The organism is Pseudomonas fragariae (ex Marin et al. 2024) (genome assembly GCF_059621105.1).
The window spans coordinates 6,023,610-6,048,012 of record NZ_CM184369.1 but is presented as its reverse complement, the minus strand read 5'-3'; the positions used below and the strand labels follow the sequence as shown (position 1 = coordinate 6,048,012).

18 protein-coding genes and 2 pseudogenes are annotated in these 24,403 nt (G+C 53.9%); 6 read left to right on the top strand and 14 right to left on the bottom strand.

Translation table 11 applies throughout. The features are described from left to right. Positions 1-16: 16 nt before the first annotated feature. From AC54XV_RS26355 to AC54XV_RS26315, 9 genes and pseudogenes are all read right to left on the bottom strand, one after another. A pseudogene (locus AC54XV_RS26355) lies at positions 17-2,566 on the bottom strand (RHS repeat-associated core domain-containing protein); the annotation flags it as partial. A gap of 101 nt (positions 2,567-2,667) precedes the next feature. Further along, the gene (locus tag AC54XV_RS26350) at positions 2,668-2,913 is read right to left on the bottom strand and encodes a hypothetical protein (protein WP_496717493.1); all 246 of its coding nucleotides are present in this window, start codon (positions 2,911-2,913) and stop codon (positions 2,668-2,670) included. A 382-nt stretch (positions 2,914-3,295) separates the two neighbouring features. Next, positions 3,296-3,766 carry a hypothetical protein gene (locus AC54XV_RS26345; protein ID WP_003408175.1) on the bottom strand — a complete coding sequence of 157 codons (471 nt, stop codon included), beginning with the start codon at positions 3,764-3,766 and terminating at the stop codon, positions 3,296-3,298. Next, on the bottom strand, positions 3,739-7,920 hold the full coding sequence (locus AC54XV_RS26340; RefSeq protein WP_104684676.1) for an RHS repeat-associated core domain-containing protein: 4,182 nt from the start codon (positions 7,918-7,920) through the stop codon (positions 3,739-3,741). Before AC54XV_RS26340 ends, AC54XV_RS26345 begins: the two co-directional genes overlap by 28 nt. Before the next feature lie 5 nt (positions 7,921-7,925). After that, positions 7,926-8,393, bottom strand: a complete 468-nt coding sequence (locus tag AC54XV_RS26335) for a DcrB-related protein (protein WP_003318825.1) — start codon at positions 8,391-8,393, stop codon at positions 7,926-7,928. A gap of 34 nt (positions 8,394-8,427) precedes the next feature. Further along, positions 8,428-9,009 (bottom strand): DcrB-related protein, encoded by a 582-nt coding sequence (locus AC54XV_RS26330; protein ID WP_011269351.1) that lies wholly within the window; start codon positions 9,007-9,009, stop codon positions 8,428-8,430. A gap of 11 nt (positions 9,010-9,020) precedes the next feature. Continuing rightward, complete coding sequence (gene tssI / locus AC54XV_RS26325) at positions 9,021-10,865, bottom strand: type VI secretion system tip protein TssI/VgrG (RefSeq protein WP_011269350.1); 1,845 nt, start codon at positions 10,863-10,865, stop codon at positions 9,021-9,023. A 72-nt stretch (positions 10,866-10,937) separates the two neighbouring features. Further along, positions 10,938-11,666, bottom strand: coding sequence for a hypothetical protein (locus AC54XV_RS26320; RefSeq protein WP_058399512.1), 729 nt, complete (start codon positions 11,664-11,666; stop codon positions 10,938-10,940). Then, complete coding sequence (locus AC54XV_RS26315; RefSeq protein ID WP_046722315.1) at positions 11,663-12,706, bottom strand: hypothetical protein; 1,044 nt, start codon at positions 12,704-12,706, stop codon at positions 11,663-11,665. The genes AC54XV_RS26320 and AC54XV_RS26315 overlap by 4 nt, the downstream gene beginning before the upstream one ends. 586 nt (positions 12,707-13,292) lie before the next feature. Here AC54XV_RS26315 and AC54XV_RS26310 point away from each other — a divergent pair. From AC54XV_RS26310 to AC54XV_RS26285, 6 genes are all read left to right on the top strand, one after another. Beyond that, positions 13,293-13,598: a hypothetical protein gene (locus tag AC54XV_RS26310; RefSeq protein ID WP_024642655.1), complete on the top strand. Its 306-nt coding sequence runs from the start codon at positions 13,293-13,295 to the stop codon at positions 13,596-13,598. A 130-nt stretch (positions 13,599-13,728) separates the two neighbouring features. After that, positions 13,729-14,286: a hypothetical protein gene (locus AC54XV_RS26305; RefSeq protein ID WP_024642654.1), complete on the top strand. Its 558-nt coding sequence runs from the start codon at positions 13,729-13,731 to the stop codon at positions 14,284-14,286. 170 nt (positions 14,287-14,456) lie between these two features. Continuing rightward, positions 14,457-14,756 carry a hypothetical protein gene (locus AC54XV_RS26300; protein WP_024642653.1) on the top strand — a complete coding sequence of 100 codons (300 nt, stop codon included), beginning with the start codon at positions 14,457-14,459 and terminating at the stop codon, positions 14,754-14,756. A 48-nt stretch (positions 14,757-14,804) separates the two neighbouring features. Beyond that, complete coding sequence (gene tri1 / locus AC54XV_RS26295) at positions 14,805-15,914, top strand: ADP-ribosylarginine hydrolase Tri1 (RefSeq protein ID WP_496717488.1); 1,110 nt, start codon at positions 14,805-14,807, stop codon at positions 15,912-15,914. Positions 15,915-15,992: 78 nt separating this feature from the next. After that, entirely contained in the window at positions 15,993-16,547 is a 555-nt protein-coding gene (locus AC54XV_RS26290; protein WP_104652903.1) for an HD domain-containing protein, read from the top strand. A gap of 3 nt (positions 16,548-16,550) precedes the next feature. Beyond that, entirely contained in the window at positions 16,551-16,898 is a 348-nt protein-coding gene (locus AC54XV_RS26285) for a DUF7957 family protein (protein ID WP_058417009.1), read from the top strand. A gap of 163 nt (positions 16,899-17,061) precedes the next feature. Here the strand turns inward: AC54XV_RS26285 and AC54XV_RS26280 are convergent, their stop codons facing one another. The 5 genes and pseudogenes from AC54XV_RS26280 to AC54XV_RS26260 all read right to left on the bottom strand — a co-directional run bounded on the left by AC54XV_RS26280 (position 17,062) and on the right by AC54XV_RS26260 (position 24,401). Then, complete coding sequence (locus AC54XV_RS26280) at positions 17,062-19,938, bottom strand: type VI secretion system Vgr family protein (RefSeq protein ID WP_060400232.1); 2,877 nt, start codon at positions 19,936-19,938, stop codon at positions 17,062-17,064. Between the two features lie 33 nt (positions 19,939-19,971). Beyond that, a complete protein-coding gene (locus AC54XV_RS26275) occupies positions 19,972-21,054 on the bottom strand; it encodes a hypothetical protein (protein WP_240851245.1) in 1,083 nt (360 codons plus the stop codon). Between the two features lie 63 nt (positions 21,055-21,117). Next, positions 21,118-22,153, bottom strand: a pseudogene (locus AC54XV_RS26270) (SEL1-like repeat protein). 99 nt (positions 22,154-22,252) lie between these two features. After that, a complete protein-coding gene (locus AC54XV_RS26265; RefSeq protein WP_058399516.1) occupies positions 22,253-23,281 on the bottom strand; it encodes an SEL1-like repeat protein in 1,029 nt (342 codons plus the stop codon). Between the two features lie 97 nt (positions 23,282-23,378). Further along, a complete protein-coding gene (locus AC54XV_RS26260; RefSeq protein WP_024642645.1) occupies positions 23,379-24,401 on the bottom strand; it encodes an SEL1-like repeat protein in 1,023 nt (340 codons plus the stop codon). Positions 24,402-24,403 lie beyond the last annotated feature (2 nt).

Sequence of the window (24,403 nt, the reverse complement as noted above, 5' to 3'; positions counted from 1 at the left end):
GTGTAAAAAATCCAGTTAGTCCAAACGGATCAATCCATCCGTTGGTATTAGGGGCATACTGATAAAGATTAAACCCACCCAACAACCCAATCGGATCCTGCGTAGTAAACCGCCCAATCTCCGGATCATAATACCGAAACGTGTTGTAATGCAGCCCCGTCTCGGCATCAAAATACTGCCCCTGAAACCGCAGGTTCTGCTCAACTTCGTTCACCACCAGCTTCTCAACCGCACCCCACGCCCGGTACTTGGCCTGCCAGACGATCTGCCCCTCGGCGTCGGTCATCTCCAGCGGTGTGCCGATCTGGTCGGTGTGGAAGTAATAAACCTTGTTCTCTACCTCACCTTCTTTTTCATCCACGCGGGCCAGCGGCGCATAGCTGCCGGGCTCGTAGAGGTACAGGCTGCTCTGTCCCGGGCTTTCTTCGCGCAGTATCCGCAGGCCTTGCCAGAGGAAGCGTTTGTGGTCGGTGTGGCCTTTGATCTCGGACTGTTTGGCGACTCTTCGGCCCAGGCTGTCGTATTGGTAGCTGCTGGTGCTTTCCACCTGCGTGTCGGCCATGGTCTCGGTTTTAACCAGGCGGTTTTCGCAGTCGTAGGTGAAGGTCTGCCAGCGCACGATGCCGACGACTTTCTCGATCAGGTTGCCCCAGGCGTCGTATTTGTATTCGTGGTTCGCCCATTGTCTGAGGCGGTTGTCTTTGACGTGATCGAATCGGCTGGTGTTGAAGTTGAGGCGGTTGGCGGCGGCGTCGTAGCGGAACTCTTCGCCATCGACCACGCGACCGGTGTTGCGCGCCAGCAGCTGGCCGTTGGCTTCGTATTCGTACTGGGTTTCGCCGCGCAGTTTGTCGAGGGTGCGGCTCAGTTCACCGGCCGGGTCGTATTCATAACGGCGGTGAATCGGGTTGTAGGCGTGTTCGACGTAACGTTCCGGCTTTATGAGCGGGTTCTGGATCTGCGACAGTTTTTCCGCAGGCAGGGTTGTGGCGTACTGCCAGGCCTTGCGACCCATGCTGTCGTAACCGAAGCAACTGGTGAGTTTGCCCTGGGTGCGGTAGACCTCGCGGTGCAGGTCGTCGCGCTCCATGTCGCTGATCAGCTGGCCATCGAGATTGAGCTGATGCAGATGGCCGCTGCCGTAATACAGGTGGTTCAGATGCTGGCCTGTCGGAAGGGTCAGCGTGGTCAGGTTGCTGAGTGGATCGTAGTCGTAGGCCAGTGCGCCTTGCGGCGTGGTCTCTGTGGTCAGTCGCCCCAGCAGGTCGTAAGCAAATTCCAGTTTCTCGGCGGTGACGCCCAGTTTTCTGCCGGTGTCCGTCGGCTTGCGCTCGATTGACAGCAGTCGGTCGCCGTCATCGTAGGCGTAGTCCTGACGCGCGTCGTCGTTGAGTCTGGCCAGCAGGCGACCAATCGGGTCGCGCTCCAGGTGGGTGCTGCGCCGTGGCTGTTCGCCTTTCTCGCCGTAGCCGATTTCCTCGACCTGTGTCAGGTGTCCGCCGAGGTTGTAGCTGAAACGGCGGGTCAGGTTGTCGATGCGTTTTTCTTCGATCAGGCGGTCTGCGTTGTCGTAGGCAAAGCGGTAGGTCGCATCGTTTTCGTTGGTCAGGGCGACGAGGCGAATGGCCTTGTCGTATTCGTAGGTGATGGTCTGCCCTTTGGCATCCTGTCGCCATTTAGGCAGGCCACGGCCGTTGCGCAGCAGCTGGGTAGTCTGGCCTTTGCCATCGGTGTGGGTCAGGACTTGGCCCAGTTCGTTATAGGTAAAGGTCTCGCTGGTGCCATCCGGATGGTCGATGCGCAGCACTTCGCCGTCGGGTTTGCGTTCCAGCGTGGTGGTGTTGTTCAGGGCATCGGTGACGGCCACCAGGTGGTGGCGCTCGTCATAGCGGTAATAAGTGCTTTTGCCCGAACAGTCCTGAAAGCGCTGCACTTGCGCCAGGTTGTTCCACCACAGGTATTTGGACTTGAGCGTCGGGTCGACGATGGTGTGCGGCAGGCCGTCCTCACCGTTGAGGTATTCGGTCTTGTGGCCCAGCGCATCGATCTCGGCCACGAGGTTGCCTTTGGCATCGTAGTTGGCCTTCCAGGTGCTGCCATCCGGGTAATCAACCTGAGTGATCAGCGTCGTCAGATGGTGGTACTGGTAGCGAATACTCCGGCCCAGCGGATCGGTCTCCTTGAGCAATCGGGCGAACTCGTCGTACTCGAATGCCAACTGGTTGCCATCGGGCAAGGTCAGCCCGGTCATGTTGCCGGTGTCGTCGATCTCGATGACGTAGTGATCGCCACTGTAGTCGCGGCTCGAGGTGACGCGATGGTCCTTGTTGTAATGAATTTCCAGCTCACGGCCCAGTACGTCGGTGACCCAGGTGGTGCGGGCCTCGCGGTCGTAGCGGAAGTGGAAATGCTCACCATCGCTGGTCTGGTGTTCGACGACACGCGGCTGGCCTTCGATGATTTCCCAGCGGTACTCGCAGGTCAGGCCCAGTGCGTTGCTGTGGCGGGTCGTCACATCATCAGTTTAGGAGAAGCTGCGAATGGAGTCGCCATTGTGTTGATGCAATAGAAAGGAGGCTGAAATAGTGTTAGCAGCCTCTCTTCCAACTGAGTTTTTAAAGAGCTTTAGAGTTTCAAAATAGTCTGGATTCAGGCTCTATAGAAATATCAATGATGCTTAGAGTTTTTTATTTTTTCAAGCTCAGACTTAAGAAAGCTAACATCTGATCTATCGAGCCTGGCGTCTATTTTTTTCCACCATTTATGAATGGCGCTTTTAAATAGCTCCACGCCTTGCTCAGTCAAATCAGACTCGCGAATTTCAAAATCTTTCTTAAGCTCTCCACTTTCGGTGAAAGGTATAGTGCATATCAAATCCTCATCTTTCAAGAATTTTAAAAGCGCAGTGGACATCTGGATTATATTTTCTTTATATTGTAGGTTTTTGTTCCTGCTGTATAAAAGAGGTACGCTAAATTTGACGAGATCTACCATTATTTTACCCTCGCAATACGTGAGATGTCCGAAAGTTAAACGAGCTGTTTTGGGCTCTCTTACGAAAGTACCGCCCATTTGCCGGATTTCGGACTCTTTCGTAGTTGGGCTATTTTTATCTGCTGTCTTACTGGTTACTTCAACTGGCGACCAACTCCCATCTTTGCGTTTGACTACAAAATCTACACGGCGTGCCGTACCAGCTGGTGCACGTCACTGTCGGGTTTGCCCCCAGCGTGTGGTTTTCAGATAATCTTTGATGACGATCTGACAGCCGGAGGTCCGGAAAAATATAGTAGCTCTATAACTTAAAAGTCGCGATTTGTTTAGCATAACTTTTCGCCGCTGGAATTCGAGAAGCCTTTAAATAGTCTTCAAGTTCCTTTTTGCTTTTTTCATCTAATAAATATTCTATTGCATTAGCAAGCAGAAACCCCGGCGCATATCCCTTGCTCACAATGTTAGAGTCTCTATCCATTACCTCCGGCTCCTCACCGCTTGGATATTCCTGATCTTCTTGGATGCCATTCATGATTTTGTATTTTTTTATAGAGTATGATTTAAGCTCGCCCGCCCTTTCTGAAATTATTTTCTCAATCGCTGTTAATTCTAATCCAGACCTATTGAGAGCATCGGTATCCAAGCGATTGAATATATCTGCATAATCCTCTGACACCTTAAGCTTCAGCTCTTTTTTTAAATCGGCTACTATTTTTTTGTAGGGCGATGAAGAAATTAAATCTCTTACTGATTCCGAAGTGGTGGTACCCATGTATCTACTCCTTTAATTACCCGAATTAGATCTGACCCAACATGTCTGAATTGATCGACTGCTTCATGCTCCCACGGTGTAAGTGATAGCAGGTTAGATTTATCATGAACTCCGGCCCCACCAGTCCGCTGAGGAATCAGATCATGATGGAGCTCCATAGATACGTCTTTTTCAGATATCTCTAACGTCTTACGATTAATTACTTCAACTTTCATTCTAGGGGCTTGCCCTTTTGTCATTCGAGCTATGTTCGCTGGTGAGTACGCTTGAGTGGGAGCCTTAGCTTCAGCCTTCCAATAGCTGCTTCGAGCCGTGCCCCAGCATTCCCAGCCCCAAGGATCGACCCATGACGTCGGATTTGGAACATATTTGTAAAGGTTGAAACCGCCATCTAACCCAATCGGATCCTGCGTTATAAACCGCCCAATCTCCGGATCATAATACCTAAACGTGTTGTAATGCAGCCCCGTCTCGACATCAAAATACTGCCCCTGAAACCGCAGGTTCTGCTCAACTTCGTTCACCACCAGCTTCTCAACCGCACCCCACGCCCGGTACTTGGCCTGCCAGACGATCTGCCCCTCGGCGTCGGTCATCTCCAGCGGTGTGCCGATCTGGTCGGTGTGGAAGTAATAAACCTTGTTCTCTACCTCACCTTCTTTTTCATCCACGCGGGCCAGCGGCGCATAGCTGCCGGGCTCGTAGAGGTACAGGCTGCTCTGTCCCGGGCTTTCTTCGCGCAGTATCCGCAGGCCTTGCCAGAGGAAGCGTTTGTGGTCGGTGTGGCCTTTGATCTCGGACTGTTTGGCGACTCTTCGGCCCAGGCTGTCGTATTGGTAGCTGCTGGTGCTTTCCACCTGCGTGTCGGCCATGGTCTCGGTTTTAACCAGGCGGTTTTCGCAGTCGTAGGTGAAGGTCTGCCAGCGCACGATGCCGACGACTTTCTCGATCAGGTTGCCCCAGGCGTCGTATTTGTATTCGTGGTTCGCCCATTGTCTGAGGCGGTTGTCTTTGACGTGATCGAATCGGCTGGTGTTGAAGTTGAGGCGGTTGGCGGCGGCGTCGTAGCGGAACTCTTCGCCATCGACCACGCGACCGGTGTTGCGCGCCAGCAGCTGGCCGTTGGCTTCGTATTCGTACTGGGTTTCGCCGCGCAGTTTGTCGAGGGTGCGGCTCAGTTCACCGGCCGGGTCGTATTCATAACGGCGGTGAATCGGGTTGTAGGCGTGTTCGACGTAACGTTCCGGCTTTATGAGCGGGTTCTGGATCTGCGACAGTTTTTCCGCAGGCAGGGTTGTGGCGTACTGCCAGGCCTTGCGACCCATGCTGTCGTAACCGAAGCAACTGGTGAGTTTGCCCTGGGTGCGGTAGACCTCGCGGTGCAGGTCGTCGCGCTCCATGTCGCTGATCAGCTGGCCATCGAGATTGAGCTGATGCAGATGGCCGCTGCCGTAATACAGGTGGTTCAGATGCTGGCCTGTCGGAAGGGTCAGCGTGGTCAGGTTGCTGAGTGGATCGTAGTCGTAGGCCAGTGCGCCTTGCGGCGTGGTCTCTGTGGTCAGTCGCCCCAGCAGGTCGTAAGCAAATTCCAGTTTCTCGGCGGTGACGCCCAGTTTTCTGCCGGTGTCCGTCGGCTTGCGCTCGATTGACAGCAGTCGGTCGCCGTCATCGTAGGCGTAGTCCTGACGCGCGTCGTCGTTGAGTCTGGCCAGCAGGCGACCAATCGGGTCGCGCTCCAGGTGGGTGCTGCGCCGTGGCTGTTCGCCTTTCTCGCCGTAGCCGATTTCCTCGACCTGTGTCAGGTGTCCGCCGAGGTTGTAGCTGAAACGGCGGGTCAGGTTGTCGATGCGTTTTTCTTCGATCAGGCGGTCTGCGTTGTCGTAGGCAAAGCGGTAGGTCGCATCGTTTTCGTTGGTCAGGGCGACGAGGCGAATGGCCTTGTCGTATTCGTAGGTGATGGTCTGCCCTTTGGCATCCTGTCGCCATTTAGGCAGGCCACGGCCGTTGCGCAGCAGCTGGGTAGTCTGGCCTTTGCCATCGGTGTGGGTCAGGACTTGGCCCAGTTCGTTGTAGGTAAAGGTCTCGCTGGTGCCATCCGGATGGTTGATGCGCAGCACTTCGCCGTCGGGTTTGCGTTCCAGCGTGGTGGTGTTGTTCAGGGCATCGGTGACGGCAACCAGGTGGTGACGTTCGTCATAGCGGTAATAAGTGCTTTTGCCCGAACAGTCCTGAAAGCGCTGCACTTGCGCCAGGTTATTCCACCACAGGTATTTGGACTTGAGCGTCGGGTCGACGATGGTGTGCGGCAGGCCGTCCTCACCGTTGAGGTATTCGGTCTTGTGGCCCAGCGCATCGATCTCGGCAACGAGGTTGCCTTTGGCATCGTAGTTGGCCTTCCAGGTGCTGCCATCCGGGTAATCAACCTGAGTGATCAGCGTCGTCAGGTGGTGATACTGGTAGCGAATGCTGCGGCCCAGCGGATCGGTCTCCTTGAGCAACCGGGCGAACTCGTCGTACTCGAACGCCAGCTGGTTGCCATCGGGCAGGGTCAGCCCGGTCATGTTGCCGGTGTCGTCGATCTCGATGACGTAGTGATCGCCACTGTAGTCGCGGCTCGAGGTGACGCGATGATCCTTGTTGTAATGAATTTCCAGCTCGCGGCCCAGTACGTCGGTGACCCAGGTGGTGCGGGCCTCACGGTCGTAGCGGAAGTGGAAATGCTCACCATCGCTGGTCTGGTGTTCGACGACACGCGGCTGGCCGTCGATGATTTCCCAGCGGTACTCGCAGGTCAGGCCCAGTGCGTTGCTGTGGCGGGTCATGACGCCATCGGTGTAACTGAAACGGCGTACTGAATCACCGTTGCGGTTGAACACCTCAGCGAGCTGGCCATTACTGTCGTAGTGGTATTGAACCAGCGTTTCGACCGCCTCGTTGTCGACGATGCGCTTGACCGAGGTCAGGCGCGTGGTCACTTCGTCGTAATGCAGGTGCACGCGGATCCCGCCCGTTGCGCTGATGTCGGTCAGCGTGCCTTGTTCAGTGCGGGTGAAATGCAGGAAGTGACCGAGTGCGTTTTCGATACGATCCAGCGGGACCGGCTTGTTGTCGTCAGGCACTTCGCCGAAGTAGAAGAAGATGTTGTCCAGCGTCTGCAGCAGGTAGTGACCACCCTGCGTGCAGACCAGATAAACCTGTTCGTGGGGGTTGTAGATGCGCTGGCCGGGCGCTATGTCCACGAACGGTACGGTGCGGCCCTGGTTGTCCGTAAGGTAGAGGAAGCTGCCGCGCTTGCGCAGGCTTTGCTCCCACGGCAGCACCCAGCCTTTGCCGAGTACGCTGTCGACATTCAGATTGCTGGCGTAAAAACGCGACCATTCGATGGGCATCAGGCCGGGCAGGCTGAAGTCGATCTCATCCGGGATCAGCTTGCGGCCAGTCGTGGTGTCGACCGGATTGCCGCTCAGGCCGCCGATTGCACTGCGCATCACAGGCTCAACCACGTAGCGACTGCCCACTTCGCCGGCGACGAAACCTGCGGTGAACTTCAGGGCGCAGGGCAGCACTGCTTTCATGCCTGCCTGCGTTCCGGCCTTGATCAACTGGGCGATACCACCTGCCGCACCCGCCACGGCCATCAGTACATCGACGGTAGTGCGCAGCCAGCCTGGAATTTCGTCGTCCACTGGCAGATAGCGATACCTGCCGCCGCCGATGAATACGTTGTCGGAGCCGCCGGAGATGGTCGCGCCACAGGTCAGCTTGTCGCCTTTGCGCGCCGCCGCCACACTGTTGATGAAGACGTTGGTCGAGCCCTCGGCAATCTTGACCGGCCCCGGATGCTTGTCACAGGCACCAATGCTTTTTTCAACATGCGCTGCCTTGCGGTTGTTGATGTATACATTGGGTGAGGCCGTGATGATCGTGCCGGAAGGGGAGGAAAACATACTCCCTATCGCCTCTCCTGCGGCGGTGAGCAGGCTACCTCCGACGCCTGCTGCAAGTCCTGCCAGAAGAGCCACGCCGAACCCGCACGTGAAGGTTGCGATTGCCACCGTCGCAATGAGCGCAATACCGAGCACAGCCCCGATCAGGAAGCCCCCCAGGGCGCCGGTATGCGATATTTCGTCACCAAAGCGCGCGGCCTCGAACATGAGCGTTACTCCTGTTCGCTACCGTTGGCTGGAGAAGTGTCGGCCACGCGAGGCTGGAAACTGGCCAGCAAGTTTTCCCAGTCCTGGGTCTGCTCGGCACTGAAGTCCGTCTGGGACGTGGTCGAGAATACGATCGCGCGCTCAGGCTCGATCAGAAACGCCGCCTGACGTTGATAGTAAGGACGCCCTTCGGTCATGTAATACGCGTCGATCTGAATACCTTCGAGAGGGGCCACGGTCGATAGCGAAACTGCTTTTCTGTTCAGCAGCGTGTAACCGCGCAGCTTGGACGAAAGCATCTTGACCTGGCGATCAACATAGGTTTTCAGGTGCTCGGAAGGTAGCAGAGTGTCTCTGGAGACTGTAATGCTCAGCGGGGCAGGCAGCGTCGAGCCCATCACGAACATGTTCACTGTGCGGTCCTGAAATCCCTCTGGCAGCTTGATACTGCCTTCGTGCAACTCGTAGTCCATGTGATAAGAATTCCTGAAATCAAAAAAGAAACAATCACTGTGCGGCGAGACCGCCCAGCATGCTATCGAAATCCGCCAGCCAGAGGCTGAGGTCCGGCTTGGTCGGATCGATCAGGCAAGAAATTTCCAACCACTGCAGCACATCCTTTCCGGCAAGGGGAACAAGCGCACCTACCAGACGTGCGTGTTGTTCTGCGCTGCCTTCTTTGAAGTGGAAATCCAGCGCTTTCGCAGTACAGCCCACCAGGGTGCAGTCCCGCCGACGAATAATACGGAGTTGAGGGTCGCGCTCACGAAAGGTCTGCACCGAGCTTTCGAAAAGTGCTTCCAGCGCCTCACCCTGCATTACGTCTCTGCGTTTGACAGACAACATGAGCGGCTCGCCTTTGTACGCAAGCGTAACCTGGACATCACGAAACAGGGCGCCCTCAGGAAAGGCCAGATTAAAGCCACCAAAATTGAAACTGCTGGGCACGTCCTGCAATGGCGTGATCGGTTCTGGCTCAGGCTCGGGGACAGCTTCAACGACCGGAGCTTCCAGCGCCGCCTTGCGTGCTGCCTCCTCATCCGCAATACGTTTTGCGGAAATACGGTCGTAGAGACTTGTTCGTTCCATGCCCTGCGTTCTCACTTGTTGATGTCGACTCGGTCACCTTTGACGAAGGTGCTCTCGCCAAGAACATTGATCACTTTGCCTTTTATCTGAATGCCTTCCGGAGTGATCGAGATGCTGCTGTCGCCCACTTTGAGAAGGATGTACTGCTTGGCATCCACCTGAATGAATTGGTTGTCGACCTTTAGCGTAAACGATCCCTGCTGCACGTTCGTCACAGTATCTTTCTGGATGATTTCCGTATTCGTGCCGCCGACCGTCACCTTGCGGTTATTGCCCACCTCGTGCTTTTCATCCAGCTCGATCTCGGTGTCCATGTTGCGCTCGGCATGCATGATCACCTGTTCGGCACCGGCCTTGTCTTCAAAGCGGAAGAAGTTGGCTGTACCGCCATCCCCCTTGGCCGAACGCGTCAGGAAACCACTCTGGGTCTTGTTGGCAGGCAGCGACCACGGCGGCGTGTTCTGGCTGTTGTACAAACTGCCCATGACGAGCGGACGGTCAGGGTTGCCATCAAGGAAAACGACCACCACCTCGTCACCGACACGCGGGATCTGCATGCTACCAAAACCGCCACTTGCGCCGGATTGAGCGACGCGGACCCAGCAGGAGCTTTTGTCATCAAACTTGCCGTAGCGGTCCCAGTGGAACTGCACTTTTACCCGGCCCATTTCGTCGGTGTAGATTTCTTCGCCGGGCGGGCCGACAACGATGGCGGTTTGGGGGCCGGAAATGCCTGGCTTGAGCAGATCCATCTGAGGCCGGAACTTGATTTTTTTGCGTACGCAATAAATTTTATTGGCGTAACCCGCCTGACTGCCCGAGGTGTAATTATTGCTGCCGCGATGCTCGATATTCATTAACAGGAACTGCCGATCATCGGGAGAGCCCGTGTCATGCTCGTAATGTTGCGTCAGTTCAAATGTGTAACCTGGACGCATCGCCCGACAGTTACTCGACCCTACGAATGTCTTACCTTTTAGCTCCAGTGCCTCGATACGATTACGCACGAGGAGCTCACCATCTTCGGGCGTGCCGTGCGTGTACTGCCCCATGTAATCAAAGATTTCATACGATGGAACATCGCCTTGCTGATTAAGGCTGTTCATCGTGACGGGAATACGATTTCCTGGCTGCCGGTAATCGAAGGTTTGTACCGAAATCTTGCCAGCCTGGAATTCCCGGGCTGAACTCCAGTGGGTGATGGAGTCAGAGGTTTCGGTTACAGAAGCTGTATGGAAGCGAACCTGGGGCTGCTCTGGAAGCGGTGTGAGTACAGTCGAGTCGTCCATGATGATCAGCGTATGGCTGTCCGCCGTATGCTCAAAGTAGAAGAACAAACCCTCCTGCTCCAGCAGGCGCATGACGAAGTGACTATCGCTTTCGCGGTATTGGGTGATGTAGCTATATGGCTTGAGCGTGCGATTGACACGGAACTCGTACTTCGCAAGCCCATCGTAGCGACCCAATACTTTCCGGATCACCTGCTCCACTGTCTGATCCTGATAGATCTGAGAATCGTACCTCTGCGCAATCAGGCTCAACCACGAGCCTATGTAGGCTGAATAGCGCGACATGCCACCGTCGCTGCCATTGTTACCAAAGCTCAATACATGACCGTTAATGTAACGGCTGCCTCCGGTGGCGAGTTCGATTTCAATGGTCGCGGACTGCCCTATAGCGGACTTTAGCTTTACGCTCGCATCATCAGAAATCAGATCGAGTTGAAACCCGAAATCAGCCGACAAACCTTCACTACCGGCAAAGGAATCGAGCAACAGCTCCTGGCCACCCTTGAGGGCCATCGTCAGCTTGAACAGTCGCCTGTTCTGCGCCGTAAACAGTGAGGATAGATCCATCGCTTCCACTACTCCTTAAGCCGGTACAACGCTAGGAGGCTTTATCAGCCCGCGCGTAATTATCATCGAAAATCAGGCTCCCGGCGACTTGCGCCGGGAAGCGACCCACTGGAATAACCTGCTCAGCCACCAGCGTCTACGAGCTTTGCGAATTTCATCAATCTGCATGAATGTATAGGGGGTTGGCATCGTTTTTTGGTGGAGGCGCAGGTCACGCAAGCCTCTGATTATGTGACGTGCGTGGAATAATAACGCTATCGAGAAAGTCGTTAACCCAAACATCGCAACCATCCCGGCGGTAAGGGCCCCTGCTGCTTTGATAAAAATGCTTGCTGCCAGTGTGGTTGCGCCAGCTATTAAGAGAGGATTGTAAGCAATCGATTTTTTTTGCTTTTTCTCTGGACGTGGCTGGACCTTGATTCCATCGTATTCAAATGGATGAAATGATGGCTTGCCATTGACCAAGAGCAGATACGTCAACGATGTAATCCCAAATGGGACGAGTCCCGCCATGAGCGCAGGAGCGCTTGCTTTGCCCCAAAATTTTGTGGCAACCAAATAAGCTGAGAGAGAAGCAAATGAGCAGAAGATGCTTGCTATCGTAACCAACAAGGAAGTCATATATAAAGTAAAGCTCTCGCATACATAGACAAGGTACAGAGTCCACGTTATTGCGCATAAGAAAATAGTAAAATAGACAGGTAAAAAATATTTAAAACTTGAAAGTCCCAAAGCTAGTATGGAGACCAGAAAAACAAACAAAAACCAGCTGAATTTTTTCAGTTTGTCTGAGTCGATCATTTTTGTTTCTCGATTTCTAAGGCTTTTCCGATCATCTCGTCAATTCCGAACTCAACCATCGCCCACTGCGCAACCAGACCCACGCCGAAGCTGACGGCTACGACAACAACTAAGGGCGCTGCAGGAACCGCAAAGAAGGTGGCGCCGGCCGCCATGGCATAACCGGTTGCCACACCGAAACCAGCGGACACAATGTTGGTGGGCTGACTATGAACAGACTTGTTATAGAACTCCAGATTCGTGGAGGAGCTTGAATAATCCAGGTAGGCTTGAGGACCCACTGCCAGAGCAATGCCAACAGGGTTACTGCCCATAAACTTCAGTACTCCTGTCCCACCTTCCGCATGCAAGTGTGCTCGCTGACTCAAGGCCGCTTTCGTATTTTTCACTGGTACATGGGCGACTGAAGGTCCGATCGCATCGAGTATCTTGTAATGCTTTGCAACGGCTGTGACAGGTATCTCAAAAAATAGCTGACCTTCTTTAGCAATAATTTTAATACTGCCTTTAAATGTCTTTCGCGCCGACCGTGCGCCGGGCGTGCCTCTGCTATCTGCCCATGCGTTAAGTTTGGCTTTCTGCTCGGGCGTCATATCCAGTAAATCAGTTACTTTTCTGCTCTGTGCGGCTGCCATAGCGCCACTTGCGGCAGTCGCTATAGTCCCTGGCCAATTCCCTCCCGAGAACATGAGAGGGCCAATTACCGGAATGTTTTCAGCGGCCGTTTGCAAGGCTTGTAATGCTTCAACCGATACGTTGATTGCGTACTTCAGTTTTTGCAGGAGTTTGCGCAGTAGCAGAGCAGCACTTTTGGACTCATCAGAACTCATTTGCTCATCGCGAGATGAAAGCTGATGCACCAGGTACACCGCAGCCGTGTAATCATCAGTTGCGTACAGTCCTGCAAAGCGCCCAGGCTGCATGTAGAAGTCCATGGCCGATTCGCCTGCAAACCCCTGCTGACCACTACCCAGCAAGCCAGTCTGCTTGCGCTCACAGGTCAGAGCTGCGGAGGTAGGAGGGGTCAAGAATTTATTCATGCGCGTGCCTCGTTGACTGCCGCATGACGTCGGCATTTATCAAGCTGATCGGTCCGAAAACCAAATCTACCAAAATTGACGAGATAGCAATACTTTTGATGCCATCGCCGCCGCGACGGTCCGGCCTGATCCGTGGTCATGTACATATCCTTGAACGTACGTACGTCTGTTGCCGCAACTGAACGCGAGTCAGGGTTTGGAAATTGAAGCCGTCAGGTAGCAACGTATCCCTTTATTCAGGATTTTTCTACGTTTCACGTCTATCAAAAAAGTGCAATATTTCCGAAAAAATCGTAGGAGACGTCCTACCTCAGCTTCTTCCAAGACCTTCTGCTCCTACCGAGCCACCGAGTGAGACAGCCAGGAAATGTGAAAGTGCCGCAGAATGACCAGAAAGCCAATACTTTTCTTAGAGCCTTTTCGGTCTTGCAATTCTTGAGGGAAAAACCTGGCCGCTGTAAGGTGCCAGTCATACGGCGGGACTGACACGGCGGCCCTTGTTACGGCACCCATGGACCACGTTCCTGGTAGGAAGCTGTACAAAACTGAGTGGCCCCTGTGAAAGCCCAGGTTGCAGGAGATTAAAATGGACATGGATAAAGTTGAGTTCTCAGCAAAAAAGTTGGAAGAGAAATTAGAGAAGTACTCATCGAAAGATCCTCAGGCATTACATCTCCATAACGACCTGAAGCCATTGCTGGAGCTGGCAAAGTCGAGACGGATTTTAACCCCTATAGAGGTGGGAGCCGTTCCGGGGCGCTATCGATTTACTGAGAATGGGCTTCAAAGATACAGTGATTTAGAGCATGCTTATGCTATGTTTTCAATTGAAATTACAGGCGGGGAACCTCCGATCCTCAAGATGCTTAATGCAAGGGAAAATTTGAGTTAGTTGTATGGTGTAAAAGTATGTGAGCAAATAATAAATTGGTTTGCTATGGGTGTTTTGACAGTTTTAATAACTGTCGAATGCTATTTTTGATATGTATAACATGGTTTAAACTTGCGCGCTAAGGCTATCTATGAGTAAGGGGTTAGAAACAGCTACACAAAATATCCACCCGTTGGTTTTTCGGCTAATTGCATTGGCTTTGATTATTTCTGTGACCGCTGTTGGCATATTTTCAATTTACTGGCTTTGGGAGAGGGTAATACCCTTGTACGCACGTATTTATCGAAATGCCCCTGTTGTAGAGGTGCCTTATTTGGCTTTTGCACTTATCATGGCGCCGCCCGCTGTTCTGATAGCTGTAGTCGGGAGTTTTTTTGCGCTCTGTACAGGAAAGAAATTTGATCCGCCCAATAAGTCTTTCCTATATCGCTTTCAAAGCTTGATGATCTATCTTTCAGTAAAGATAATAACGTATGTCGTGCCCTCTGTAATAGTTATAACTACGATTTTACTGCTCGTGAGGGATTATGCTCCATGCTCCAAGCTGCTTATTTCTGGCTCGGCATGGCAACTATTTTGGGTGAACGATGAGCGGGTTTGTTTTAAGCCGACGCGTTACATTAACGATGGCTGGCCCTGCAAGATGGTGGGCGACCAAGAGTATTGTATACAGGTAGATGGGAAGTGAACTGTAGAATACCGCAGCTTTAAATGAGGCGGTGAAGCCCATAATAATTTTATCTTTATGGTTGATTATTCGTAGGTATGGCAGAAAATGAAGCTTGTTGTAGGCGCTTTTTGCACAAGTTGATGGGCTTCATCTATGAGGTTGAATGATTAAGGCTCTAAGGCAGTCATATGAAATTTAACGATACCTTTTTTAATCGCGACCTCATGCTTTCCTTGGGTATCGAGGAAACCTCAGGGCGTTTCTATTTGTCATTTCCGGTGAATAATGGCTTGATCGATTACGAGGAGTATTACGAGATCGACAAAGCCAGCTTTGATCTTTTCCACACAGACCTCATTGCTGCGGTTGCTTTCGCCACGACATGCCGCAGGAGAGAGCGGGATGATCTTTTGATCCAGAAGCCTGGAGCAAAGCGGGGAACGGCTATTTGGCCGTTAACAAGCGATATAGACTCGGGCATCCGGTAGCAGCTTCCATACTGCTTTACACCTTGAGAAATTATTCTGGAAGGACCCATGATTGACTTGAGAAGCTCCAACGAAACCCTTGATCGATATGTTGAGCGCTACGATCACCTGCTGCCTCCGCCATCTGCGCAGCTGCTCCAACGTATGGATTATATGCTGCAGGCTGACGCACCAAGGTTGCCTGTAGAGAAGCCCGGCTGGATAGCGTCACGGACGTGTACCCTCACCGAAGCACAGGCGCTGGACCGTGCAAAAGGGTGCCTGCTTGGGCTGGCCATTGGCGATGCCGTGGGCACAACACTGGAATTTTTGCCCCGTGATCGTAGCCATGTCCATGACATGGTGGGTGGCGGTCCTTTCAAGCTCAATCCCGGTGAGTGGACCGATGACACCAGCATGGCTCTCTGCCTTGCGGACACCTACCTTGCTGAAGGTGATTTCGATTTTTCTGATTACGCCGATAGGCTATGTCGTTGGTATAAGCAGGGCGAGAACAGTCATAACGGAAAGTGCTTCGATATCGGAAACGCTACTCGTGCTGCTCTGGAAGGACGCTTGGCAAGCAAAGATGGCTGGTATGGCAACGACGATCCATCTACTGCCGGTAATGGGTCGATAATAAGATTGGCACCCACTGCAATATTTCGCAGGCACTCGCTATTCGCTACGTGGCGGCAAAGCGCCGCACAAAGCAGATGCACTCACAGAGCAATGGAGGCTATAAGTTGCTGCGAGCTGCTCGGCGCCCAGTTGCATCTGGCCCTTAATGGAGCAGACAAAGAAGAGACCCTTTCTCCGATGATTCGGCCATTACGACCGCGAGCTTTGATCATCAACGCAGGCGAATACAAAGAAAAAACCCGCGACCAGATCCGCTCTTCAGGCCATGTCATCGACACACTCGAAGCAGCCCTGTGGGCCGTTTGGAATACCGACAATTTCAAAGACGCCATCCTGCTGGCTGCCAATCTGGCTGATGATGCCGACAGCGTAGCCGCCACCGCCGGACAAATCGCAGGCGCGCTTTATGGGGTGTCAGGCATGCCGGAGGAATGGGTCAAGAACGTCGCATGGTCCGAGCACATTCAAGGTCTGGCTCAACAGTTGTTCGAGCGTGCGCCGCTGCAGGACCCTTTGGACGAGTCTATCGGCGACTGATAGGGAAACGCGCGTACTCTCTCCGAGGATCAGCTCACAGCCCCTGACTTTTATCGCGTCTCAAGGAATCTGACCCAAATGTCCAAACCGTGCCCGCAACAGCTCTACAACAAAGCCTGGCTATTCGCATCCCAGGCCCACGTCGGCCAAAAAATGACCGGTTCGGACCTTCCTTACACCACCCACGTGGCGATGGTTGCCAACGAGTTGATCTTCGCCCATCGCGAAGAATCCGTGGGCGCGCTTGAAATCGCCTTGCCCACAGCGTTGCTGCACGACGTGCTGGAGGATACGCCGGTAACTCAGGATGAGTTGGCTGAAGCGTTCGGTGTCGAGGTCGCCTCAGCCGTGGCGTGCCTGAGCAAGAACCTGATCGTGCCGTTTTCCGAAGCGCTTTATTTCGCCGGGATCGCCAGTCATTCCAAAGAAGCTGCGTCGGTCAAGTTGTGTGACCGCATCACCAATCTTCAGTCAGCGCCGTCCACCTGGAAGAAGGCGAAGCGAGCGTCGTATCTGGTGGAGTCGGCGCAGATTCTGGCAGCCTTGGGGCATGCGAACGGGTATCTGCGGCAGCGGCTCATTGATACGATGGCGCGTTATGAGGCGCTTTATGTTGATGGCTTTGAAGGCTGAATAATGAGCTCTCATCATTGTCGGATCGAGAACGGGAGTCTCTGGATAGAAAGTCAGCGAGTCTGCCTTCCTTACCCGGCGGACACGTTTCTGCTGTTTAAGGGGATAGTGCTAATCAGGCTTGAATCCCCGCCGGGCGAGGGCTTCAACCGGAACATCTTCGCTTTCTCGATGGCTGGCGAAGTGCTCTGGCAGATCGAGGAAAGCCCGCACGGTACGCAGGCGGACAAGCCGTTTATGAGTCTTCACTGCGATGACAACGCTCATGTCATCGCAGATTGCTGGAATGGTGTGACCTACTCGGTGAATGCGGAGAATGGGAAGATTCAAGTTATCCAGTTCAACAAATAGCCGCGCTTCCGGGCCGGCTTTTTGTGATACCGAATATCAGGCGACCTACTACTTGTGCCAAGCCGCTATCCACTTGCACAGCCTGCCCAACCACCATCTCCTACAAGCCTCACGAATGTCATCGATTTGCACGATAGGGTAGAGCGTTGACACGCCAAAGCAATCACGCGTCCGACTCTGGGTTGCTCAACTGGTCATACCTGTTACGGAACAGACTGCGATTGTCGCTCGGTTTGACGTCTGGGTGCGAAGCGCTTTCGTGGCGGTGAAGCCCGCGGTTGGCCAGTTCCGCATTTTTGGGATCACCTTTGTAATCGGCGGCTACTGGCAGGTCATAGCTGACGCCGTTACTCAGGTCAATACGGTACTGGCTGGTTGTAACGTGATGGTCGATGCCGATCTGTCCGCTGGCGTCCATCACTCCTTTTTTGATCTCGGCCCCGTCTGCAAAGATGGTATACGGCTGACCTGCCCATGCCTGATAGCCCGCCGCACTACTAAGCCCGGCGTAGGCTGTAAGCTTTTGTTTGATCGAATCGGTCGGCCACGCCGGATTATCCCGATTGAGCTGCGCAGGGCCGTCGAAGGTCTTTTTCACGCCTTTTACATCGATGGTTCCGGGGGCATGAATCTCGATATTGCCGCCTTTGATGCGGATGTACGCTGCGCCGCTGGTCAGCAGGATTTCTTCCTGCGCCGCAATCTCGATGGTGCGAGCGGTGGAGGTGATACGCACGCTTTCTTTCGCGGTCAGTTCAATGCTGTCGTTTTGTGCCTGTATCTCAACTTTGCCCTTTGCCGCAAACAGCTTGGCGCCTGCCGTTTGGGCGAACAGGCTGATGCTTTGCGCGACACTCACCAATAGCGACTTGCCGCTGGCCAGATTGGTGTCTTCACCGGTCGAAAGCGTTAACTGTTTGCCGCTGTGGATGTGAGTATTTTGCGGGGTGACGGTCGCGATGTCGGCCGGTGAGGATGCGACCAGCAAGGGCTTTTTATAGCCTGACGTCTGGCCACGGCCGCCGCTCATGATTGCCGCCTTGGTGTCACCGCCGTTACGTTGCTGCGGACTGCTGCTGACCGGGCTTTCGCCGCCGCTGCCGTAATTGGCCTGGGTATCGGCGTTGAGCTGGTCGAGACTTTCAATACCGCCCGGCATGGGCAGCGCATTGTGCTGCTCGGCAATTTCCGACAATGCCTTCACTCGTGCCTGAGCGTTGCTCAGGTGCTGCTGAGCTTCCTGAGTATCAATCTGCCCACCTTGTGCCTTGTTGCGCGGCCATGTACTCAAGTACAGACCTTGCTGGGCCCGCAAGGCCCCATAGGCGTCAGTACGCAACTCGAAACCTGCGCCGCGCAGTGCGCCTCGTGAATTGCCCTGTTGGTCGATCAGGTAACCGAGGTTCAGCTGACTATGCCCATGGCTACTGTGGATCTGGGTTCTGACCTGGCCGGTGGAATCGTCCATTACCCACTGGTTATAGCCGCTCCCCTGAATCTCCTGACTTTTATAGCCACTCATCAGGCCGCTGGAATGCCACGCCGGCTTATGTCCGCCGTAGACCTGTCCCATGATCAGCGGACGGTCGATATCGTTATCAAGAAAGGTGACGACGACCTCTTCGCCAGCGCGCGGCACATTGACGCTGCCCCAGTCCTGACCGCTGCTCGACTGCATCATGCGCAGCCAGCACGAACCAAGCTCTCCATCCTTCACCAGACGATCCCAGTGAAAGCGAACGCAAACCCGGTTCAGGTTATCGGTGAAAACCTCATGCCCGCCGGGTGTCACGACGACTGCTGTCTGCGGGCCGGGGTGCGCCGGTTTTTGATGGGTAAACGCGCTGCGATAGGGAATATCCAGACGCTGTGTTTCAAAGCGATTCAGGTAGAAGCCTTCATCGCCCGCCGGTAGCGAAGCTTGCGTCTGCAGTGCATCCAACTGTGTTTTCAGGCTCCCGGGTGGGCTTGATCGCGTCTTGCCGATTGGCAGGTTGCTCTGCACAAAGAACTCCACGGCGACGATCAGGAACTGACGGTCCTGGAGCGGCTTGAGCTCGTAAAGCGGATGTTGGGTCAGCTCAAAGCCATGACCGGGCTGCATCTGACGAGCCCCGCCCTGACCCTGAATGCGACGGGCCGCCGACTCATCCTGTTCGATCTGCACGCGTGCGAGCCATTCGCCTCGGCCGAGGCTCTGCCATGCATACTGGCCGCGGTATTGGTAACGCTCAAGGTCAGGGGGCGCCGATGCGGCAGGCAGTGCCATGGAGTGAGTGATCTGTGGCTGCGCATGGCTGCGGTATTCGCTGCTGCGCCACTGCACCAGCCCATTGAGCAGGCGGGCGCCGGGGCTCCATTGGGTGATGCTGTCTTTCAGGTCGGCGGCCTGCTGGGTATGAAAACGCAGGCTTGCGGGGTTCAGTGTGGGCAGAGAGTCAATGTTGTCGGTGAACACGATGCAATGACTGTCGACCTTGTGCTCCACGTACCAGAAAAGGCCTTCCTGCTCGCACCAGCGCTGCACAAAGTTGGCGTCGGTCTCGTTGAACTGCGTCACGTATGACAGCAGCGGGTAGTCGCGTTGCAGGTCGAAGCGGTAGTTGGCCCGGGCCTGGCTGTAGTGCTGAAACACCTGAGCGAGGATGTCCGGCAAGCTCATTTCTTGCCAGATTCGGCAATCAATGCGGTATTCCAGCAGGCTGAACCACGGCGCAAAGACCAGCTGCCAATCCTCGAGCCCGCCATCGCTGCCGAGATAACGCACACTCTCGACCCAGCCATGCCGAGGGCTCAGGCTGCCGTCGTCGAGACGGATGCTCAGTTGCACTGCTTGGCCAATCAGCTTTTCCGGGTCGAAGTCGGTGGTCTGATTGATCACGTCTACCGTGTAGCGGGCCACGTGGCTCAGCCGCTCAACGGCATGCGCGCGCAGAGCAAACAGCTCCTGACCTTGCGGCGTGTTCAATTCCAGCAGACGACCGGCCTGACTGAGTGGTCCGCTGAAGGCGTTCATGGCAGCGTCGAGTATCGAATTCATAGGTACATCCCTTTCTTGCAATTCCCTGGGTGATCAGCCGATCAGCCAGCCCTGAGTCTGGTCCGCGCAACCACGGTCCAGTATCCATGCGACGCTGCCCGGTTCTGCGCTGGCAGCCAGCCACGCCAGCCCGATCTGCGCCCATTGCTCAGTGGCAGGCCCGACCCTAGCGCCCAGCGTGTTCAAACGGATCTGGCGTTCCAGATCGAGGCGAGGCAAAGAGGATCGAGCGTAATGATGGAGCTGCTGCAAACGTTGCCCATCGAAAGCGCCATCACCGATCAGCACCTTGATTTTCTCCGCGTCGAAGCCGGTTCGGGCGCTTAGCCCGGCCATCAGGCTTTCCAGCACCTGCGTGTCGTTGCGGGTCTGAGAGTAACGGCTGACATGGTGTTCAGTGACGGGCGCAAACAATTTCAAAGCGCCTTCGCGCAGAGGTTCAGGAGGGCTGGATTCGCGTTGCAGCAGAACCGCGCTGACCGCCTCCCCAGCCATTTCGCCGGGTTCACCGACCTTCATCTGTTCCTTGCACGCCCAGGTATCCAGGCTCAGGCACAAAAGGTAGGGGGCGCCGTAGCTTTGCCCCAAAGCCTCGGGCAGCCACTGCGCCACCGGCTGAGTGGTGACGTCAAACGCGTAATAAGGCAGCTTGTCGCGAGGCCACAGCCTGCAAACCGCGGCCAGCCAGTCCAGCTCACTGAGTGCCGTAGGTGTAAACAGCATGACCTGAGTGTTCGCCCAGTCGACCTGCGAACAGAACGCCTCATCCCACTGGGCAAACATCGCCTTGAGAATCTCGACAGCCCGCCCAGCCGCATCGACGGCAGGCGACCGAACAGCCGGTGTCTCCAGGCGACGCAGAGGTCGTCGCAAACTGCGTGAATCAACCAGACGCGGATCATGATCAAAATCCGCACGGCGCAGCGCCAGCTCATCAGCCGTCAGCGGCGCGTCGAATACACCGCAAGGCAACCACACCCAGGCATTGACCACCGCCACAGAGCCAGAGGTGAAATTGCCCTTCGGCAACTGCGCCTCGACAACGCGCTGCCGCTCAAGATCAGCCAGACGCTTTTCGGACAGGCGATCATAAATACTCCTACGGGGACCAAGCATTTCTTTTCCTTAAGAGCGCGCGCGAGGTTTTGGATATCGCGCTGTCGTGCAAGTAGAGATCGTTTACTTTTTAACGGCTGCCAAAAGGCGTGCCTGTAGCGGGGTCGAGGTTCTTTTCAGCCGCAATCCGTTGAATCAGTTCTTCCGATGGGGGCGAAGGTGGAGCGGCGGAATCACGATCACGCTTCCATTTGAATGTGCCGTCCCACTCGGGTAACGGTGCTGGAGGAAGTGGAACGATATCGTCCAGATCTGGGACTTTTGCCCCAAGATGCTCATGGCGCGAGAGAAACATGTTTATTTTATCCAATCGCTTCACACGCTCTTCATCTCGCTGCAAGGCCATATAGTAAAGCTCTTCCGATGGTGGCGGACCTTCAAAAGCACGGGCCAGATTGCGTGCTGCATCGTAGTCACCATTTCGAATTGCGGTGTGAAAACCGGTAACCGCATCCGCATAACGGCCAACAACTTTTGAATAGCTTGCGTAATGAACGCCTGCTGGCCCATTACCTTGCTCCATCGCGCATTTGTACATTGCTTGCATGACATCGGCGGTATCGGCCGGGATGCTAGACAGTAATCGAGCGACATAAAATTGTGCAGCAGGATTGCCTAAGTCTGCCGCCCTGCGAAAGTAGGCATACGCGCTGCCCTTATTGCGTACTACGCCGTAGCCGACTTCCAAATAATGTCCCATATCGTAATAACCGCCTGGAATACCTTGCGCGATCAGATGCTCCACAACGTCAATCGCCTCTTTGCTGCGATTGTTACTATCAACAGCACCTTGAGAAATCAGGATGTGCAGGTTGGTCGCTGCTTTATAGTTCCCTGCTGCATAGGCCAAACGGTAATATCTGCCTATTTGCTGATAGTCTTTGGCGCCTTTTTTCGATTTCAGAAATAGTGCATAGCGATACAGTGCCTGAGCATCCTCGCTTATAGCAGGCAGATTGTCGGCTTCGTGAGTGCAGACAAACGAAAGCCTCTCCATGGCCTTAGCCATGTCTTCATCAGTGACGCTGTCATGACCTTTCTTCTCGCAAGCACAGAGGCTTGCGGTGAGAATTGCCAGAAAAACCAGCCTTGTGAACATTTCCATTCCCTTGTATGTGCCTATTTGTGAGAAAAGCTTCCCGGAATTGGAGTCCCTTCCTCTACGCATGTGTCGGGTATGACTCAACGCATGTCTTTTTCACTTTGATGCAGGTAATGAAAGACCTGTTTCAGGATCGAGGTTCTTTTCTGCCGCCATCCGTTGAATCAGCTCTTCCGATGGAGGCGAAGGTGGTGCAGCGGCATCACGATCACGCTTCCATTTGAACGTGCCGTCCCACTCGGGCAACGGTGCTGGGGGCAGTGGAACAATGTCATCCAGATCAGGGATCTTGGCGCCCAAGTGTTCATGACGAACCAAGAAATTGCTGATTTTATCGTATCTTGCGACACGCTCTTCATCTTTATCTAATGCCAAATAGTAATATTCGTCAGAAGGTTCTGGTCCTTCGAAGCCACGCGCCAGAAGACGAGCGCTAATGTTGTCGCCATTCTTGGTTGAGAGTTGGTAACCGGCGACGGCATCCTTATATCCGTTTGTGACTGAAGCATAGCTAGCGTATCTTCTTCCAGCCATCGAATGGCCTTGTTCCATCGCGCACTTGTACATGGACTGCATTGTGGTTGCAGTATTAGGGACTTTGGTTAGCAATTCGGCTATGTAATATTGTGCGTCCGGATTGCCTAGGTCAGCGGCCTTCCGTAGATAGGCACGAGCGCTGGGTATGTCTTTCTTTACTCCATAGCCTATCTCCAGATAATGTCCCATATCGTAATAACCGCCCGGAATACTTTGCGAGATCAGATTTTTTACGATGGCTGTAACCTCTTTACTGCGATTGCTGCTATCAACAACCCCTTGGGCTATCAGATTGTGCAGGTTGGTTGCCGCGTTATAGTTACCTGCTGCATAGGCCAAACGGTAGTATCTGCCTATTTGCTGATAGTCTTTGGCGCCTTTTTTCGATTCCAGAAATAGTGCATAGCGATACAGCACCTGAGCATCATCGCTTATCGCAGGCAAATGGTCTGCTTCGTGAGTGCAGACAAACGAAAGCCTCTCCATGGCCTTAGCCATGTCTTCATCAGTAACGCTGTCGTGACCTTTCTTCTCGCAAGCGCAGAGGCTTGTCGTGAGAATTGCCAGAAAAACCAGCCTTGTGAACATTTCCATTCCTTTGTGTCGAGGTCAGATTCCCCGATTCCGGAGTCCGTTCCTTTGGGGCGTAGCAGGTATGGCTTAACGTATACCCATCGTTATCACGTCATTTCGGTAGCGGCAGACCTGTTTCCGGGTCGAGGCCTTTCTCCTGGCTTAGCGCCCGGATCATGTCTTCCGATGGCTTTTCAGCAGGGGGCGTGGACTCGCGTTTTTTCAGCCATTCGAATGTGCCGTCCCATTCCGGAAGCTTGGCTGGGGGCAGGGGAACGATCTGGTCGATGTCTGGGACTTTTGCTCCAAGAGCATCATAGCGTCTTAGGAAGGCACCAATTTGTTTATAGCGAAGAGACCGCTTGTCATCCACAGGCAGCGCAAAATAATATTGTTCATCACTAGCATCGGTTGTGGAAAATCCCTCCCTCAGAAAACTCGCGCTATTACGACTACCGTACCGAGCGCCCGCTTGAAAGGCCTGAATAGCCTCTGGGTAGTTACCCCGCACCTTCATATAAACTCCGTAGTTGAAAGCGGCCTGAGCATGCCCTTGATTCATTGCGCAGCGACGCATACTAGTCACTGTTTCCTCTGCCGATTCGATACCCTCAAGCAGTTTTGATACGTAAAATTGGGCATCCGGATTACCTAAGTCGGCCGCTCGACGAAAGTAAGCATTTGCTCTGCTTCCATCTTGCTTGACGCCATAGCCCTCTTCCAAATAATGTCCCATATCGTAGTAACCTCCTGGAATACCTTGGGCGATAAGACCCTCAACAATATCGATAACGTCTTTTTCTGGATTGTCGGTCTCAATAACACCTTGGGAGATCAAGGTGTGCAGATTAGTAGCTGCCTTATAATTACCCTCAGCAGACGCAAGTCGATAATACCTTGCTATTTTTTGATAGTCTTTAGGCCCCTCCGTGGTCTCTAGTAATCTTGCATATTGATACAGCTGTCGAGCATTTTCGCTAATAGACGGTAGATGATCTGCCTCTACATGACATGTAAAAGAAATTCTTTCTAAAGCATGTTTCATTTGGTCTGCAGATATGTTCAATGAGTCTTCCTCGGCACATGCGTATATCGTGAAGCACAAGGTGAAAGTTAAAATCAATCGAGTAAGCATAT

Coding starts and splice junctions, on each gene's coding strand:
- AC54XV_RS26310 (WP_024642655.1), top strand. CDS start 13,293: ATGGACATGGATAAAGTTGAGTTCTCAGCAAAAAAGTTGGAAGAGAAA.
- AC54XV_RS26320 (WP_058399512.1), bottom strand. CDS start 11,666: ATGATCGACTCAGACAAACTGAAAAAATTCAGCTGGTTTTTGTTTGTT.
- AC54XV_RS26275 (WP_240851245.1), bottom strand. CDS start 21,054: ATGCTTGGTCCCCGTAGGAGTATTTATGATCGCCTGTCCGAAAAGCGT.
- tri1 (WP_496717488.1), top strand. CDS start 14,805: ATGATTGACTTGAGAAGCTCCAACGAAACCCTTGATCGATATGTTGAG.
- AC54XV_RS26345 (WP_003408175.1), bottom strand. CDS start 3,766: ATGGGTACCACCACTTCGGAATCAGTAAGAGATTTAATTTCTTCATCG.
- AC54XV_RS26285 (WP_058417009.1), top strand. CDS start 16,551: ATGAGCTCTCATCATTGTCGGATCGAGAACGGGAGTCTCTGGATAGAA.
- tssI (WP_011269350.1), bottom strand. CDS start 10,865: ATGGATCTATCCTCACTGTTTACGGCGCAGAACAGGCGACTGTTCAAG.
- AC54XV_RS26330 (WP_011269351.1), bottom strand. CDS start 9,009: ATGGAACGAACAAGTCTCTACGACCGTATTTCCGCAAAACGTATTGCG.
- AC54XV_RS26260 (WP_024642645.1), bottom strand. CDS start 24,401: ATGCTTACTCGATTGATTTTAACTTTCACCTTGTGCTTCACGATATAC.
- AC54XV_RS26290 (WP_104652903.1), top strand. CDS start 15,993: ATGTCCAAACCGTGCCCGCAACAGCTCTACAACAAAGCCTGGCTATTC.
- AC54XV_RS26350 (WP_496717493.1), bottom strand. CDS start 2,913: ATGTCCACTGCGCTTTTAAAATTCTTGAAAGATGAGGATTTGATATGC.
- AC54XV_RS26315 (WP_046722315.1), bottom strand. CDS start 12,706: ATGAATAAATTCTTGACCCCTCCTACCTCCGCAGCTCTGACCTGTGAG.
- AC54XV_RS26265 (WP_058399516.1), bottom strand. CDS start 23,281: ATGTTCACAAGGCTGGTTTTTCTGGCAATTCTCACGACAAGCCTCTGC.
- AC54XV_RS26300 (WP_024642653.1), top strand. CDS start 14,457: ATGAAATTTAACGATACCTTTTTTAATCGCGACCTCATGCTTTCCTTG.
- AC54XV_RS26335 (WP_003318825.1), bottom strand. CDS start 8,393: ATGGACTACGAGTTGCACGAAGGCAGTATCAAGCTGCCAGAGGGATTT.
- AC54XV_RS26305 (WP_024642654.1), top strand. CDS start 13,729: ATGAGTAAGGGGTTAGAAACAGCTACACAAAATATCCACCCGTTGGTT.
- AC54XV_RS26340 (WP_104684676.1), bottom strand. CDS start 7,920: ATGTTCGAGGCCGCGCGCTTTGGTGACGAAATATCGCATACCGGCGCC.
- AC54XV_RS26280 (WP_060400232.1), bottom strand. CDS start 19,938: ATGAATTCGATACTCGACGCTGCCATGAACGCCTTCAGCGGACCACTC.